Consider the following 15,094-nt stretch of genomic DNA (forward strand, 5'->3'; position numbering starts at 1 on the left):
CAATGATTAATTTTTGGCTATGTTTTCATCCCACATGGCGCCATCTCTGAGCATAGAGTTAAGTGTCACAACCATCTTTCGTACGCATGCGATTATTGCGACTTTTTTAGGTTTCCCAGCAGCTAAAAGTCGAGCATAAGTCGCTTTGAATATGGGGTTACATTGCATGGCTGACATCATCGCCATGTATAAAACGGTTCGTACTTGCGCTCGACCGCCTTGGATTACGCGCTTACCTTTGTAGCGACCACTTTCACGTGTTATTGGAGCGACACCAATCAGTGATGCTGCTTGTTTATTCGTGATGTAACCAAGTTCAGGTACGTTGCTAATTATTGATGCAGCGGCAATGTTTCCTATTCCTGGGACGCTTTGCAATATTGTGTTTTTAGCTTGGTATTCAGGGCTATCTTCAATGAGTTTAACGAGCTTTTCTTCTAACTTGGTGATTTGATTTTTTATCGTGGTTAGCATTGGTTTGATAGTCGGATGGAGAGAGTCGGGAAGTATCTGGATTCGGTTTTTTTCCATGGTTTGCATGGATAACAACTGGTTTCGGCGAATGACTAAGTCACTCATTAGGCGTATGTTTTTTGGCTTTATGACAGTAAGAGCTGGTTTGATTGCTTCTCCATAGTGAGCGATCAATTCTGCATCTAAACGATCATTTTTGGCTCTGCGGCCAATAGCACCAGCGAATCGTTTTATGTGGACAGGGTTTGCTCTGACAATAGGTAATTGAGCCTCTGCACATGCAAGAACAAAAGGCATTTCTAATCGGCCTGTAGCTTCAATAACGATTCGTTCAGGACTGTGACTCTTAATCGTTTTGAGTGCTTTTTTGATGCCTTTATCATTGTTCTCTACTGAGAAAAATAGGTCTAGTGGCCTAATGTGGATGTCTAATTGTGTTTTGCCGGTATCAACTCCAACGTTGATGCTTTGATTGATTTTGGTATTCATAATAAGCTAACTCATGCTTGCGTAATGCGGGTTCGAGACCCAGTCGACTATTCGAGGTTTATGCTTGAAGTCCTATGTAGCGTTCATGTTTGTTATCGGTCTCTCGATAGAGGAGCCAGCGTTTAAACGAACTACTACATAGAAAGCTTTAGTTGCAGCTAAAGCCTGGGTCTCACATTACCCGATTGGAGTGCTTATTATCCATACAAACTGTTCAAGAGTGATTCGCAACGCGTGGCATTTTTACTATGCGTTAGGTTTAGTGGTTAAGGTGGTATGCAGGAGCTTCGGTATTACGTTGCTCACATATATGGTCTCCCCCAGTTTTGCAAGCCAGCAGTATGATTAAAAGCGCAGGTTAACTTCCATATATACGGCCTGTTTAACGGCTATTGCCTTGGCCAAGATGAGGAAGTCGAACACGAAGTCCTAATCACCTTATCGACTTTATAAGCCAGTGTGAGCATAAGGTTTTCAACGTGTAGGATTTGTCCTGTTATTCATCTTACTACGTACTTTGCAAAGGGTTGGTGATTGTTACTAGCTTTGAGTGGGTTGGTACTCTTCATTTTTAGTTGTAACAGCCCACGCTATTCGCATGAGCTTGTTTGCTAAAGCAACAGCGGCTCTGTTTGGTCCTCGTCGTTCTTGGAGTTCAAGCATCCACTTACTGAGATTATCGGATTTAAATTTGGCGCGCCTCAACGCTGCTCTTGCTCCATGAACGAGTAGGGAGCGGATATACGTGTTGCCTCTTTTGGTTATTCCTAGAAGAATGACTTTGTCGCCGCTGGTATCTTGCCTTGGTACAAGCCCCATTGCGGCGGAGGCATCTCTACCGGTTTTGAACTGTTGTCCAGAGCCTAGCCATACCGCAACGGCTTGGCTAGTGAGTGGCCCAAAGCCTGGAATCGACATGAGTCGCTTTGCGTTTTCGAACTGCTTGATGGTTTGGTTAAGTTTATCGTCGAACCATTTTACTTGTTCGTCGATGTATAAATATCGTTCGTACTGATGGGATAGCAACTCTCTTAATATACAAGACAGTTTGTTTTCGTCGTTCTCGAGTATTTCGGGTATGGCCTTTCTGAAGGCTGCGGCTCCTTTGGGCATAATGATGCCGTATTCAGAGATAAGGCCACGCACTTGATTAACGATACGAGTTCTTTCAGTGACGAGCAGACGTCTCATTCGAATAAGAGATTGGATGTCTTGTTGCTCGACGGACTTATGAGGCACAGGGTGAGGTCTTTTGTAGAGAGCGACTTCGGTAATGGCTTCAGCATCGTTATAGTCGTTTTTCTGTTTACGCCTTTGAGTTTTCACATGCTGCGGTGCGTAGAGTATGACTTCGTGGCCGAACTGAGAGAATTCACGAGCCCAGTAGTGTGCGCCGGAGCAAGCTTCCATGGCGATAGTACAGGTTTCTTTATTGGCGATGTAGCTAAGTAGTTTACTTCGTTGAAGTTTTTTACGGCAAAGGTTCTTCCCTTTATGACTAATTTCAAAAAGAAAGAAGATATTTTTTGCTAAATCGATGCCGATGATTTTATGCTGAGTCATGGTCTTCTCCTTTTACTTCGGACCTGAACACTCCAAGCATGGCTTACCGTCATGTGAAGTGGTAGGGGGAGACCATCTCATCACCTTAACAGGGCTACATGGATTCCCCCGGCTGTCAAACATCCGCTAAACTTATGTTGATTGGTTTTGGACTGCCGCTCTACATTCGGCCTACTTATCGACGATTCGCATACGTCGTGGCCCTGATGACTTTGCGCGACTGCGGTGCCTTATTCGTTAGATGACATCTAGTGTGTCCGCCGCATTAACAGGCTCTCCGCAAGTGGTCTTAACCTATCTCCATCATTAGCGTCTGCAATGACCCGGTGGGTTTAACTCTTTATGTTGCTTAGGTTTTTACTTAAGCAGCATAGTTTTCATATTCGGTTTGATTGTGTAAAAGCGACCATATAATTCGTGCGTTCTTCGCGGTAAGTGCCACTATCGCTCGGTTCATTCCTCTCCGCTCTAGAACGCCTCGACACCACTGACTTAACTTATCTTGCTTGTCGCCAAGGTTGGCAATCACGGTCCGTGCCCCGTGAACTAATAGTGTTCGTAAGTATTTGTCGCCGTGTTTAGTTATCCGGCCTAAGCGAGGTTTCCCTCCTGTGGAATATTGCTTTGGTACTAAGCCGAGCCAAGCAGAGAAATCGCGACTTTTATCAAATTGAGAGCCATTACCTATCGAAGCGAGTATCGCTGTTGCAGTTTGCGGCCCGATACCTCGAACCGTCATCACTCGTTGAACATTAGCGCTGACCTTAGCAAAAGAATCGAAGACTTGTTCAGTATCGGTGATAAGTTGATTGAGTTCGTCAAGGTGGTGATAAGCATCGCCAATCACCGTTCTTGCGAGGTGTGGCAGTTCATTTTCTGCATCTTCGAGCATTAAGGGAACCTGTTTCATCAATGAAGAGCGACCAACAGGAATGATTAATCCGAATTCAGAAAGCAGGGCACGCATGCGATTCATAAGCGCGGTGCGTTCACGAACCCAATGCTCTCTCATTCTATGTACCGATAGGATGGCTTGTTGCTCGGGGGATTTTACGGGTACAAAGCGAGTTGATGGACGCTGAACAGCTTCGCAGATAGCGACTGCATCATTAAGGTCGTTCTTCCCTTTAGTTCGATAAGGAACCACGTATTTAACGGCCATGATACGGGCGTCATGCCCCAGTTTATTGAGTGTTCTTGCCCAATAATGTGCACCACCACACGCTTCGACGCCTATACGCATGAGTGGCATATTTGCTATTGTAGTCAGTAGTTTAGAGCGGGTTACTGACTTATGAAGTATGACCTTACCATTTTGGTCTACAGCATGAAGACTAAAGTGGTTTTTAGCTAGGTCGATACCGCAGAAATAAGAATAATCAGACATGGTGCCTCCGATGCATTTAAGTACCACATAAGTGTGGCAGATCCTCGGTAGGGGGAATCCATGTCATTCGTTAGCTATCAAGTTGAATGGTTCGGAATAATATGAAAATTATATTAAATCATTCGTCAAATCACGAATCGAATGAATATCTGAGAGCTCTTTGGGCGAAATTTAGAACGGTATATGGCAAGTGTGCTTGGCAATTTATGCCGCACAAGCATGGACAGTCAAAAACTGTACATTTTGGTTTTATGGATATTGGGTTAGATAGTACCTTTGAAGTATCGATAAACTATGAAAGAAAGGGTGTAATCAAGTCTATAAACCTTGAGAGCTCTCTTCCGAGAGAGCAATTAGATTTGGTGAGTACACTGTGCTCAGGTTTAAGTCAATCTAGTAACAAGGAACCCTTTATCATCTCAACTGTTTTAGACTCTCGATTGCCTTCTTTTGCTCCTGTTGTCGGAAACGGCTATCGAATATTTCATCGAGATTCAGGTGAAAGTGTATTGGAAGTCCAAGTGTTAGCATTTGATCATCACGATGCAGTACATATCGCAGCCTGTAAATTGCAAAATATATGCGATTTATTAGCAGTGTTTACAAATAGCTTCGTAAAGTTAACCCAATTTATGTGCTCTAAGAGTTTCACGGAAGTGACTGAAAATTTGTTATTTTCAGGTGACTTAGATTGGGTCGATGACCACCCAATTGAAAATAAACTTACAACACTTGCTAGTTATCAAAAGTCAGCATTAGATCTCTTACTACAAGGGAAAGTGAAAAATCAGTTTATCAATGGTGCTGCACATTTTAATAATGCAGCCTTTTTACTTAAGGACTATTCATTAGCACAAGGTGCTTTGACCGATACAGCAACTGTTTTGTATGTATCTGCGTTAGAATCATGTGCGATGACTCGAGACGTAGTGAAAGAGTCATGCTCTTCATGTGGTCAAGTTAAATATTCAATACGACGGCGTGTTTTAGATTTAGTTGGCGAATTTTTGCCAAGCCATTTGGTTCGATTTATCGATGGTTATTATGCTTCTCGCTCGAAGTTTTTACATGAAGGGATTAAGTCTTCAAATAATAATTATTTTGGTACTTCAATACCTCAACTTTCACTTAGCTCAGATTCTGGTTGTAAAGTTGCTACCACGGTCTTGCCTATTAACCTCAGAGATTATGTTTCATACATTTTCAGAGGTACAGCAATGAGTGAGGTGGCGTATGATAGCTAACAAGTTGCTTAAGAGTGACGGCTAACCTCTGGCATTTTTGGTTCGGTTGAGTGTAGTGATTACGGTGGCTTTGTTTGAGTTTCGTGGTGTGAGCCGCACCTTAGCAAGGCGTTATGTTTAATCATTGAAGGTGATAAATTGGATATAGTTGATACTCTTATACTTGCTTTAGTTACTGGGGTTGCGGGATTTTTTGGTTCCTATGCAAACACAAGAGCAAAAAACCTTGCAACAAAAGCTGACTTCGATAATTTGAAAGATCAATTAAGCCAAAATACAACTGTAGTTGAGAGTATAAAGAGTCAGTTTTCAAATAAGTCTTGGGTCTCACAACAGGTATGGGTAAAAAAACAAGAAGCCTATGAAGATATCTTGCAGAACCTATTGCATATTCAAAAGTACGTAAATCATCAGTGGGATGACTATCAAGATTACGAGTACGTAAACTATCTTTATCACATTTCAATTGAGAGTGAATTTGAACCTGAAGAAGTTGATAAAGCTACGAAATACTACGAAGAATGTAATAAGAGATTGCAGTTCAATAGAGAAAATAAGATTGATGAAAGGTTGAAGACTAGTTCTATAAATGCTGTTAATCATATTTTCAATCTAATTTCTTCTAAAGCAATGTACTTAGATCCTGAAGTGGAAAAAGTAATTTCAGGGCTAAAGTTTGTTGTATTTTATGATTCTAGCGAAGCCGATGATAAAGCAAGTCATTATAGGGCTGTAAGTAAAGTAATGACGGAAACTTTGGAAAAAGTTCAGGATATTGCTCGACAGGAGCTGAGAATAACATAACAAATTGCTTAAGTCTGATTCGTAAACGCGTGCCGAACTCGCTTCGCTCAGACATGGCACACGTTTACTCACAGCTTAGCAAGGCGTTAGGTCTAAGGAGAGACTATGACAATATCATCAGGAATAGCTTTATTTGTTGCAATGGCTCTATCTGCGGCAATTCCCGGACCAAGTGTCCTTGCCGTGGTATCTAGGTCTATAGCATATGGTTCGGTACAAGGGCTACTGGTTGTTGTTGGAGTATTGGTTGCTGATTATATTTTCATATTTTTAGCGATATCAGGTCTATCTCTAGTTGCAAGCTTGATGGGTGAGTTTGCCAGCCTAATTAAATACGTGGGAGTGGCTTACCTTTTATGGTTGGCTTATATTACTTGGACTTCAGAAGTCGTAGATTTAGGTGCTAAAGAAACAAAAGCAAGTATAAAATCATCGAGCTTAATCACGGGGATGATCATGACTCTATCTAACCCGAAAGCAATTTTGTTTTATATGGGGTTCTTCCCAGCTTTTGTTGATTTAACCGCTCTAACTGTAATCGACGTCGTCAGCATACTGCTTCTGTCTACGATATCCGTGGGCGGCATTTTAGCAGCTTATGCATGTGCTGCTTCAAAAGCTAGCTTCATGTTTAAGGGGCACATTGCTAGAAAGCGATTAAACAAACTTTCAGGTGGCTTCTTAGCTACTTGTGGTGTCATGTTGGCGGCAAAGACCTAACAAGAGACTATGGCGTCAATAGTTAATTTTTGGCGCTATCCTTATCCCACATAACACCATCTCTTAGCATCGAATTTAAGATCACAACCATCTTTCTCATGCAGGCAACTATAGCTAGTTTTTTGGGTTTTCCTGCCGCAAGTAATCGTTCATAAGTCGCCTTAAAAACAGTGTTACATTGGATGGCAGACATCATTGCCATGCATAAAACTGTGCGAACTTGAGCACGACCACCTTGGATCATCCGCTTGCCTTTGAGACGTCCACTTTCTCTGGTTATTGGAGCGACGCCTATAAGAGAAGAGGCTTGTTTATTGGTGATAAAACCGAGTTCAGGAACATTACTGATGATTGAGGCTGATGCTATTTTCCCTATCCCTGGCATGCTTTGTAGTATCTCATTTTTAGCTTGGTATTCAGGGCAGGTATCGATGAGTTTTGATATCTTTTCTTCAACTTTGGCGATTTGATTTTTGAGGGCAGTTAAGATTGGTTTAATTGAGGATGCTAGGCTCTGAGGTAAAATCTGTTGTCGGTTTTTCTCCATCGTTTGCATTGACAGTAACTGATTACGTCTTGGAACTAAGTCACTCATTAGTCGTATGTTTTCGCTCTTTAGTTGTGTCAGTTTAGGTTGTATAGCTTCACCAAAGTGGGCAATAAGAGCGGCATCTAGACGGTCATTTTTAGCTCGACGCCCAATAGTCCCTGCAAATCTTTTAACGTGCAATGGGTTCGCAATAACATAGGGTAACTTCGCTTTATCACAGGCGAATATGAAAGGCATTTCCAGTCGGCCCGTAGCTTCGATGACAACGCGTCTAGGTCTATGTACCGATAGGATGGCTTGTTGCTCGGGGGATTTTACGGGTACAAAGCGAGTTGATGGACGCTGAACAGCTTCGCAGATAGCGACTGCATCATTAAGGTCGTTCTTCCCTTTAGTTCGATAAGGAACCACGTATTTAACGGCCATGATACGGCCGTCATGCCCCAGTTTATTGAGTGTTCTTGCCCAATAATGTGCACCACCACACGCTTCGACGCCTATACGCATGAGTGGCATATTTGCTATTGTAGTCAGTAGTTTAGAGCGGGTTACTGACTTATGAAGTATGACCTTACCATTTTGGTCTACGGCATGAAGACTGAAGTGGTTTTTAGCTAGGTCGATACCGCAGAAATAAGAATAATCAGACATGGTGCCTCCGATGCATTTAAGTACCACACAAGTGTGGTAGATCCTCGGTAGGGGGAATCCATGTCATTCGTTATGTGAAGGAGGGAGTATGGAAATAGCAACATATGAAAAAGGCGGTTACTTTCTAGAAGATGGAGAACTGCTTAATAAAGAAAACCCTGACACTTTTTGGCTTCCTAGCCGTGATGCTCGATCTTCGATTAAGTCAGGAGCGATTGTTAAGCTCATCTTTAATATGCTTGAATCTGAAACCGAGGACGAGGTTTCCATTGAAAGAATGTGGGTAGAAGTTAAATCATTAGATAATGGTTTATATATAGGAACGTTAGATAATGACCCATATGGGAAAGTAAGCCTCAAATGCGGAGATGATGTCGTATTTGGTCCTGAGCATATTATTGATATCTACGAAGAGTAAACACAAAACAAGCAATTTAAACAGACTGTCAACGCGTGGCATTTTCAACTCGGTTTAGCTTTAGTTATTTTGGTGGTGAATTTGAGTGTATTAGTAGAGTTGTCAGCTACTTAATTGGGCGATAGCACACAGATTGAGATTTTCATACAAGGAAGGTTTATATGTCTGATAATGGAACAGAGCTACACTGCAGTAAGTGCAATCAAAAGACAATGCATCGAAGATTAAGTCGTTCAGAGATTGAAGTCCAAAAAGCCGAAAAAAGCAATTCAAAGAATAGAATCCTTCATTTTGTGTTTAGCGTCTTACTCAATTAAAACAGCTCTAAATCAAACATCTCTTACTTCAAGTGTACTGTTTGTGATTCAGAATACACAGATAATGAAAGCATGCCTCATGGCTGGAGTTAAACTCATCGTTATACTTTGTGCTAATAAATCGCTTTAACTGGGACCCCTAACGCTTGGTCACTTTCAGTCAAGTCGGTTTCAGGGTTTTGGGGACAAATTTTAAGTTGAGTAGTATCAAGTTATCGCCAGTTAGCAAGGCGTTATGCCTCTTGGGAGAAGTACATGTCAGTTCCAGAACATTCTGAGTTGTTTGAGTATGCCAAAGGGCTTATTTCGCTGATAGCTTTTCGCGCGTAATCCCTAACACTAACCAAACCGCACTCGATGTCTATCTTGAAATCGCGAAACAAACGCCAGCGTGGGTTTCATTCTTAATGGCAATGAGAAATCGCATCGTATCAATGTTTGGCTTAAAGCACTTAGGTCGACTTCAGGATGCTATGTCAGCGGAAAATGTAGCAAATATTAGCGTAGGTGAGAGAGTCGGTATTTTCACATTACACAGTAATAGTGATACTGAAATTGTTTTAGAGGACAGTGACAAACACCTTGATGTAAGAGTATCGTTTTTGCTGGATGTTGTTGGCGATAAAACCATCGTGCACGCAACCACGGTAGTTCATGTACATAACACGTTTGGTAAAGTGTACATGTTTTTTGTTGCTCCAGTTCACAAGCTCATTGTCCCTAGTTCTTTGAAAAGGTTGGGGCTGGCATAACAAGGTGTTCAAGACACAACGTTTTAGCTAAGGTGTAAGCGTGGATCACACTCCAATTGAGTGTTCATAATAAGAAGTAATAAGGATCTATAGATGGAATTAAAATATCGTTCAGCTGATTTTGAAGACTTGGAAAGTCTTGTTGCTTTGCTTTCAAATGACCCACTTGGAAGTAAAAGAGAAGATGCATCTCTTCCGTTGAACAGTGCGTATCTTGAAGCGTTCGAAGCAATTGTACGAGACCCAAACAACGAATTGCTTGTTGTTGAGCAGGAAAGCTCTCTCGTCGGGATGCTTCAAATTACCTTTATTCCTTACCTGACTCATATTGGTAGTTGGCGCGGTCTTATCGAAGGTGTTCGAATCCATAGTGACTATCGTGGACAAGGTTTCGGGGAGCAAATGTTCGCACATGCTATCGAACTTGCAAAAAGTAAGGGATGTACAATCGTTGAGTTAACAAGTGACAAGCAGCGCACAGATACCATCAGGTTTTATGAAAAAATTGGATTCAAAGCAACACATGAAGGGTTTAAACTCGCGTTGTAGGCCGTTTGTTACAATCTGCTTAAGAGTAATTCCCCACGCTTGTCATTTGGGTTGGGGTTATTGTTCACGGCCATTCAAATTGAGTGCCGTAGTAGCGTGGCTCACCTGAATTGGCCGTTAGTTTTCATGGAGGAAATATTGTGGAAATTTGGAAGTTATTGTTCTTTATACCAGCGTGTTTTGCTCTCAACATGACTCCCGGTCCAAACAACCTATTGTCTATGAATAATGCTCGTTGTTATGGTTTCAAGTCAGCTTTCATTGCTGGCCTGGGTCGAATAGCTGCATTCTCTGTAATGATTGCGTTGGCTGCTTCAGGCTTAGCCGTCATTCTCTATGCTTCTGAAACTCTATTTCTAACGATTAAAATTGTGGGTGCAGCTTATTTGTTGTGGATTGCCTTTAATCTTTGGCGTTCGGAAGCAAGTCCTGTCTCTGAACTAGAAAACACCCGAAACCGACTAGGTTTAGCCAAACAAGAATTTTTGTTAGCAGCTGGTAATCCAAAGGCTATCTTAATCTTTACTGCCTTTCTGCCACAGTTTGTCGATGTTTCGGCTAGCGTAAATGAGCAGTTCTTCGCTTTAGGAGCCACGTTCCTTATTTTAGAAATGGGCGCAATCTCGATTTATGCAACATTCGGACTGTATTTGAGGCAGTGGTTCTCGAAACCGAAAATGGCCAAGCGCTTCAATAGAAGCTGCGCAACCTTTTTGGCTATGTCTGGAGCAAGCTTGTTACTAAGTCGCCAGCAGTAAAACTAATGATCCACCTCTAGTATTAATAGTTTGTTTAGGTTCACGTTGCTTTTCTCAACTATTCGGTAGAGTGACAATTCAATTTGGGGAGGTTTTGTAATGGGAACTATAATCGGTTTTGTGATTCTAGCTGCTATCGATTGGTATCTTGTCCGTAGAACAGGTCTCCATATTCATCAATGGATCTCTAAAAAGTATGCCGCGTATCTGTCGGAGAAGGGAAACAAAAAATAGCCTTTCTTATCAATTTATTGGTATTAAAAGCGTTATCTGCTATTCATTTTACACACATTGCAAAGATTGGAGGATTCATGAAAGGTAAAGGAAAGTGCCTATGTGGCTCGGTTGAGTTGGAAGTAGAGTACGCCAGTAATGAACTGGGGGCTTGTCATTGTAATATGTGTAGAAATTGGTCTGGTGGGCCGATGCTAGTCATTGATTGCGCTGACTCAGTCAAAATATTAGGTGAATCAAATGTAGTGAGATATAAGTCGTCTGATTGGGCTGAGAGGGGGTTCTGCGGTAAATGTGGTACTCACTTGTTTTACTTTTTGGTACCAAATAATCAGTATCACCTTCCTGTCGGTTTATTGATGCCTGGGGGTGACTACAAGTTAACTCATCAGATATTCATCGATGAAAAACCTGAATACTACGAATTTAAAAATGAAACACAAAATATGACTGGTGCTGAAGTATTTGCCCACTTTGAAAGTGGAGAGTAAATATGAAGCCAGACTTTTCTAAATTAGCGACAACCGATTACGGAAATATTTTAAGTAACGACCATTTTATTAACTTTAACATTAGTCCTCTTTGGCAGGGCATGCCGCGAATTGTTGGAGAAGCTTTTACTGTTCAGTTAACTTCTGGTGATAATTTGATGCTTCATTCTGCAATATACGAAGCTCCCGAGGGTTCCATCATTGTCGTGGATGGCGTTGATAGCGAATATGCAGTAGCCGGCGGTAATGTATGCGCAGTCGCTAAAAATAGAGGTATCAAAGGCTTTATTATTGATGGTGTTATTCGAGATTTGAATGAAATTTCAAATATGAAGTTTCCAGTTTTTGCGAAAGGTGTTCATCCAGTGCCGGGAAAGAAAGAGATCTATTCTGAATTGGGAGCGCCAATCTGTTGCGGGGGAGTAAAGGTCTCTTCTGGGGATATCATTGTTGCCGATGTAGAAGGTATTGTCGTTATTCCTCAATCAAGCAAAGATGAAGTGTTCTTAAAGGCTTCAAAGAAAGCAAATGAAGAAGCCTCATTAACGCTCGCTGAGTGGGAAACGAGTCATAGAGCTAAAATAGCCCAAGCAGTAATTTCTGCGAAACAAAAATTTGAAAATACTTCTAGTTGATTCGTAATGCGCGGCATTTACGCCCATTGGCAGGCGTTAGACAGTAACGAATCAATTCATCCATGGAGAAGACAATGATCGTAAGGACTGCGACGAAAGAAGACTCAAGTGTCTTGTTAGAGTTTATAGAACAAAAAGCTGATTTTGACAGAAGTATGAAAGGGTTTAGCGGTGAAATCTCGACAACTATAGAGAAAATCGAACGCACACTATTTGGAGATTACGCATTTGCCCACGCTTTAATATTGGAATGGAATAGTGAGCCTCTTGGCTTCGCACTGTATCACTATCGATATTCATCTTTCAGTGGAGAGCCATCAATCTGGCTTGACGACCTATTGGTTACAGGGAACCAAAGATCAAAAGGGTATGGCCGTGAACTTATGTTGGCTTTAAAGTCACAAGCAGAGTCATCATCCGCCTCTCACATCTCATGGACGGCAAGTCCACACAATAAGAAAGCGCATGATTTCTACAAAAGGTTGGGCGCAGAGGTTGAGCGAATGGATGGTCAAAGACCTTATTTCCGTTGGGCAATGTAAGATTCGTGATCATATGAAAAGGGAACTGTGAAGATAACAACGCTGGTTGATAACTCTCGACTGGATAATAGGAAAGATTTGACCGTTGAGTGCGGGCTATCACTGCATATTGAACCGAATCGCTAAAGATCTTGTTACTGGCTCAGTTATTAATTCCAACTCGTATGGATGGAAACGTTGCTTTAAATGAAGTGTGATGTACTAGCTTAGAAGTAAAGTTAGGGCTTCATATATACAAAGTTCAGGGAAAGAATGAAAGTATTAATTGCAGGGGCTAGTGGATATATTGGCCGTCATGTTACATCGCTATTCGCAAAAAGTGGCTTTGAAGTTTTTACATACGGTAGAGACAAAATGGTCACACCTCTTACGGTCGGGTTGATAGAAAATAGAGCCGATTTTGAAGACTACTTTGATGTGGTTGTGAATTGCGCGCGTCCACATTGGTCACGATTCTCAGCAGATGAAATTGTCGATGTGGAGCAGAAGTTGCTCGCTGAATTAGACCTACTTGCTGTTAAAGGCGCGACAAAGATACATACATCGGGTGTCTGGCTCTTCGGCAACGCCTCTAGCGATGACTTGAGGCAATTTAGGTTGAAGCCGTTGGATGCCGTTAAGTTAGACGTAGAAACAATACATAGCGCTGCTCGAAACCGATGGCACATAGTCTACTGTCCTAGTTTGGTTTATGGCGGTAATGATTGTCAGTTAAAACGAATTATCGATTCTTTGCCTAACCAAACGATTCAAGTAGCGATTCCGTCTATAGGCTTTAACCAATATGTTCATGTCTATGACATTGCGCGGTTCTACTTACGTTTGGCGCAAGGCCGAATCTTAGAAAAGCAGCATTTTATTGCAGAGACTCAAGGTTATAGTCCTGAAGAGTTCGCTCAACTCTTATTGACCGCTAAAGCTATAACAAAAGTGAGAAAGATCCGTTGGGAAGAGTTTGAGTCAGAAAATGGTTCTATGGCCGTAGGGATTGAAAAACTGAATCTAAAACTACCAATTAGCTCTTCGTTTGAGTCTACCGAGTTGGTTGGGGAATACATAAAACAGAGTATCTAAATAAAACAAAGTATCTAAACGTGATTCACAACACTTGGTATTTAACTCGGTTTGGCATTAGTGGTAAGTTTGAAAGCAGCCTCAGCATTGTTAGTGATTTAGTTGTACGTTATATGATTTGGAAACAAAGAGACCTAGTTTATGAAATATACTCCAATTAAAGATGAGATTACGTTCGATGATTTCGCAAAGTTAGATATTCGTGTCGGGTTAATTGTAGAGGTTTCTGAAGTCACTAAGTCAGATAAGCTAATGAAACTCACCGTCGACTTTGGTGATCATCAGCGTTCAATCTTGGCTGGCATAAAACAAGAGCGTGAAAACCCCAAAGAAATCGAAGGTAAGCAAGCTTTGTTTGTCGTGAATTTACCTGAAAGAAAAATGGCAGGTGAAGTATCTCAAGGTATGCTGTTTGATATTGGTTATGAAGACAAACTGACGCCTTGCTTAGCTTGTCCTGAAACCGAAATGCCTAATGGTGCTAGAGCTGGGTAATGTGCATATGAACGTGAACAGCAAGCTATGAGGCATAACGTGTATCGTAACGTAAAGGGTTATAACGAAGACATGTATAACGTCTATTTTGAAGTTGGGTCTTCATTCTTAAGGAGTTTTGAGTGAGTCAGGAAGTAAGAGTGGGTGTGGCTGCGGTTATTCTGCGTGAAGGGCGTGTGCTACTTGGAGAACGGATTGGTTCTCACGGGGCTCATACTTGGGCAACGCCGGGCGGACACCTTGAATGGGGTGAAAGCATTGAGGAGTGCGCCAAACGCGAGACACTCGAAGAGACTGGCTTAGTTATTAGTGCAATTGAGAAGCTCTCTTTTACCAATGATATTTTTGAGAAAGAGAACAAGCATTATATAACGCTGTTTGTTGTTACTTCTGACGCTATAGGCGAACCACAGGTGACAGAGCCTGATAAATGCAAGCAATGGAAATGGTTTAAGCTAGATGAGCTACCAGAGCGATTGTTTCTTCCACTGACAAATTTGCTGAGCGATCCGGTCATTCTTGGGAAGTTAGCATAGTCGAACAGGTTCTTAGTTTGGGGTTAAGGGAATACAGGGAATAATCACATGGAATTAAAGTGTCACTGTGGAAACGTAAGTTTAAACCTGAACTCCCTTCCAGAAGAGGTCGGGGATTGCAATTGTTCTATCTGTCGTCGTTATGCTGCCGCTTGGGCGTATTTTTCTCCAGAGCAAGTTCAAATCAACTCGATCGCAAAAACTGAGTTTTATTGCTGGGGTGATAAAGAAGTCGAGTTTCATCGCTGCAAGTCATGTGGATGTTTGACGCACTATATAACTACAGAGAGATGCTCTGCAGATATATTGGCCGTGAACATGAGAATGGCCGAAAATGTAGTGCTTGAAAGCATTCCTATTCGTAAGATCAATGGCTCAGCGAACTAAGTAAACTAACGAGGTGCTTTCACT

At 41.7% G+C, this 15,094-nt stretch carries 17 protein-coding genes and 2 pseudogenes; 15 read left to right on the forward strand and 4 right to left on the reverse strand.

The window, feature by feature from the left end; genetic code table 11:
- Nucleotides 1-6 precede the first annotated feature (6 nt).
- The 3 genes from OCV56_RS07325 to OCV56_RS07340 form a co-directional block, all read right to left on the reverse strand.
- The gene (locus tag OCV56_RS07325) at nt 7-963 is read right to left on the reverse strand and encodes an IS110 family RNA-guided transposase (protein WP_190960454.1); all 957 of its coding nucleotides are present in this window, start codon (nt 961-963) and stop codon (nt 7-9) included.
- A 540-nt stretch (nt 964-1,503) separates the two neighbouring features.
- Nucleotides 1,504-2,526: an IS110 family RNA-guided transposase gene (locus tag OCV56_RS07335; protein ID WP_086713308.1), complete on the reverse strand. Its 1,023-nt coding sequence runs from the start codon at nt 2,524-2,526 to the stop codon at nt 1,504-1,506.
- 361 nt (nt 2,527-2,887) lie between these two features.
- Nucleotides 2,888-3,913, reverse strand: a complete 1,026-nt coding sequence (locus tag OCV56_RS07340) for an IS110 family RNA-guided transposase (RefSeq protein WP_150330736.1) — start codon at nt 3,911-3,913, stop codon at nt 2,888-2,890.
- Between the two features lie 101 nt (nt 3,914-4,014).
- Between OCV56_RS07340 and OCV56_RS07345 the strand changes: the two genes are divergently transcribed.
- The 3 genes from OCV56_RS07345 (at nt 4,015) to OCV56_RS07355 (ending at nt 6,681) form a co-directional block, all read left to right on the forward strand.
- Nucleotides 4,015-5,157: a hypothetical protein gene (locus OCV56_RS07345; protein WP_143691599.1), complete on the forward strand. Its 1,143-nt coding sequence runs from the start codon at nt 4,015-4,017 to the stop codon at nt 5,155-5,157.
- A gap of 138 nt (nt 5,158-5,295) precedes the next feature.
- On the forward strand, nt 5,296-5,961 hold the full coding sequence (locus OCV56_RS07350) for a hypothetical protein (RefSeq protein ID WP_086715678.1): 666 nt from the start codon (nt 5,296-5,298) through the stop codon (nt 5,959-5,961).
- 105 nt (nt 5,962-6,066) lie between these two features.
- Nucleotides 6,067-6,681: a LysE family translocator gene (locus OCV56_RS07355; protein ID WP_086715680.1), complete on the forward strand. Its 615-nt coding sequence runs from the start codon at nt 6,067-6,069 to the stop codon at nt 6,679-6,681.
- Between the two features lie 22 nt (nt 6,682-6,703).
- On the opposite strand, the gene OCV56_RS07360 is transcribed toward OCV56_RS07355, so the two are convergent.
- Nucleotides 6,704-7,882, reverse strand: coding sequence for an IS110 family RNA-guided transposase (locus tag OCV56_RS07360; protein WP_261901422.1), 1,179 nt, complete (start codon nt 7,880-7,882; stop codon nt 6,704-6,706).
- 88 nt (nt 7,883-7,970) lie between these two features.
- Here OCV56_RS07360 and OCV56_RS07365 point away from each other — a divergent pair, with 88 nt between their 5' ends.
- From OCV56_RS07365 to OCV56_RS07420, 12 genes and pseudogenes are all read left to right on the forward strand, one after another.
- Entirely contained in the window at nt 7,971-8,300 is a 330-nt protein-coding gene (locus OCV56_RS07365) for a DUF2314 domain-containing protein (protein WP_086715586.1), read from the forward strand.
- 572 nt (nt 8,301-8,872) lie between these two features.
- A pseudogene (locus tag OCV56_RS07370) lies at nt 8,873-9,369 on the forward strand (DUF2867 domain-containing protein).
- Between the two features lie 93 nt (nt 9,370-9,462).
- The gene (locus OCV56_RS07375) at nt 9,463-9,918 is read left to right on the forward strand and encodes a GNAT family N-acetyltransferase (RefSeq protein WP_086715590.1); all 456 of its coding nucleotides are present in this window, start codon (nt 9,463-9,465) and stop codon (nt 9,916-9,918) included.
- Between the two features lie 140 nt (nt 9,919-10,058).
- Nucleotides 10,059-10,676: a LysE family translocator gene (locus OCV56_RS07380; protein ID WP_086715592.1), complete on the forward strand. Its 618-nt coding sequence runs from the start codon at nt 10,059-10,061 to the stop codon at nt 10,674-10,676.
- A gap of 311 nt (nt 10,677-10,987) precedes the next feature.
- Nucleotides 10,988-11,401, forward strand: a complete 414-nt coding sequence (locus OCV56_RS07385; protein WP_086715596.1) for a GFA family protein — start codon at nt 10,988-10,990, stop codon at nt 11,399-11,401.
- Between the two features lie 2 nt (nt 11,402-11,403).
- Nucleotides 11,404-12,036 (forward strand): RraA family protein, encoded by a 633-nt coding sequence (locus OCV56_RS07390; RefSeq protein ID WP_086715598.1) that lies wholly within the window; start codon nt 11,404-11,406, stop codon nt 12,034-12,036.
- A gap of 62 nt (nt 12,037-12,098) precedes the next feature.
- Nucleotides 12,099-12,578, forward strand: a complete 480-nt coding sequence (locus OCV56_RS07395; protein WP_086715600.1) for a GNAT family N-acetyltransferase — start codon at nt 12,099-12,101, stop codon at nt 12,576-12,578.
- Nucleotides 12,579-12,605: 27 nt separating this feature from the next.
- Nucleotides 12,606-12,712, forward strand: a pseudogene (locus OCV56_RS07400) (MBL fold metallo-hydrolase); the annotation flags it as partial.
- 118 nt (nt 12,713-12,830) lie between these two features.
- Nucleotides 12,831-13,652: an NAD-dependent epimerase/dehydratase family protein gene (locus OCV56_RS07405; protein ID WP_086715602.1), complete on the forward strand. Its 822-nt coding sequence runs from the start codon at nt 12,831-12,833 to the stop codon at nt 13,650-13,652.
- Between the two features lie 141 nt (nt 13,653-13,793).
- A complete protein-coding gene (locus OCV56_RS07410; protein WP_086715603.1) occupies nt 13,794-14,147 on the forward strand; it encodes a tRNA-binding protein in 354 nt (117 codons plus the stop codon).
- A 122-nt stretch (nt 14,148-14,269) separates the two neighbouring features.
- Nucleotides 14,270-14,683: a nucleotide triphosphate diphosphatase NUDT15 gene (locus OCV56_RS07415; RefSeq protein ID WP_086715605.1), complete on the forward strand. Its 414-nt coding sequence runs from the start codon at nt 14,270-14,272 to the stop codon at nt 14,681-14,683.
- 48 nt (nt 14,684-14,731) lie between these two features.
- Nucleotides 14,732-15,070, forward strand: coding sequence for a GFA family protein (locus tag OCV56_RS07420; RefSeq protein ID WP_086715607.1), 339 nt, complete (start codon nt 14,732-14,734; stop codon nt 15,068-15,070).
- Nucleotides 15,071-15,094 lie beyond the last annotated feature (24 nt).

The organism is Vibrio gigantis (genome assembly GCF_024347515.1).
GTDB lineage: Bacteria > Pseudomonadota > Gammaproteobacteria > Enterobacterales > Vibrionaceae > Vibrio > Vibrio gigantis.

Coding starts and splice junctions, on each gene's coding strand:
- OCV56_RS07325 (WP_190960454.1), bottom strand. CDS start 963: ATGAATACCAAAATCAATCAAAGCATCAACGTTGGAGTTGATACCGGC.
- OCV56_RS07335 (WP_086713308.1), bottom strand. CDS start 2,526: ATGACTCAGCATAAAATCATCGGCATCGATTTAGCAAAAAATATCTTC.
- OCV56_RS07340 (WP_150330736.1), bottom strand. CDS start 3,913: ATGTCTGATTATTCTTATTTCTGCGGTATCGACCTAGCTAAAAACCAC.
- OCV56_RS07345 (WP_143691599.1), top strand. CDS start 4,015: ATGAAAATTATATTAAATCATTCGTCAAATCACGAATCGAATGAATAT.
- OCV56_RS07355 (WP_086715680.1), top strand. CDS start 6,067: ATGACAATATCATCAGGAATAGCTTTATTTGTTGCAATGGCTCTATCT.
- OCV56_RS07360 (WP_261901422.1), bottom strand. CDS start 7,882: ATGTCTGATTATTCTTATTTCTGCGGTATCGACCTAGCTAAAAACCAC.
- OCV56_RS07365 (WP_086715586.1), top strand. CDS start 7,971: ATGGAAATAGCAACATATGAAAAAGGCGGTTACTTTCTAGAAGATGGA.
- OCV56_RS07375 (WP_086715590.1), top strand. CDS start 9,463: ATGGAATTAAAATATCGTTCAGCTGATTTTGAAGACTTGGAAAGTCTT.
- OCV56_RS07385 (WP_086715596.1), top strand. CDS start 10,988: ATGAAAGGTAAAGGAAAGTGCCTATGTGGCTCGGTTGAGTTGGAAGTA.
- OCV56_RS07390 (WP_086715598.1), top strand. CDS start 11,404: ATGAAGCCAGACTTTTCTAAATTAGCGACAACCGATTACGGAAATATT.
- OCV56_RS07395 (WP_086715600.1), top strand. CDS start 12,099: ATGGAGAAGACAATGATCGTAAGGACTGCGACGAAAGAAGACTCAAGT.
- OCV56_RS07405 (WP_086715602.1), top strand. CDS start 12,831: ATGAAAGTATTAATTGCAGGGGCTAGTGGATATATTGGCCGTCATGTT.
- OCV56_RS07410 (WP_086715603.1), top strand. CDS start 13,794: ATGAAATATACTCCAATTAAAGATGAGATTACGTTCGATGATTTCGCA.
- OCV56_RS07420 (WP_086715607.1), top strand. CDS start 14,732: ATGGAATTAAAGTGTCACTGTGGAAACGTAAGTTTAAACCTGAACTCC.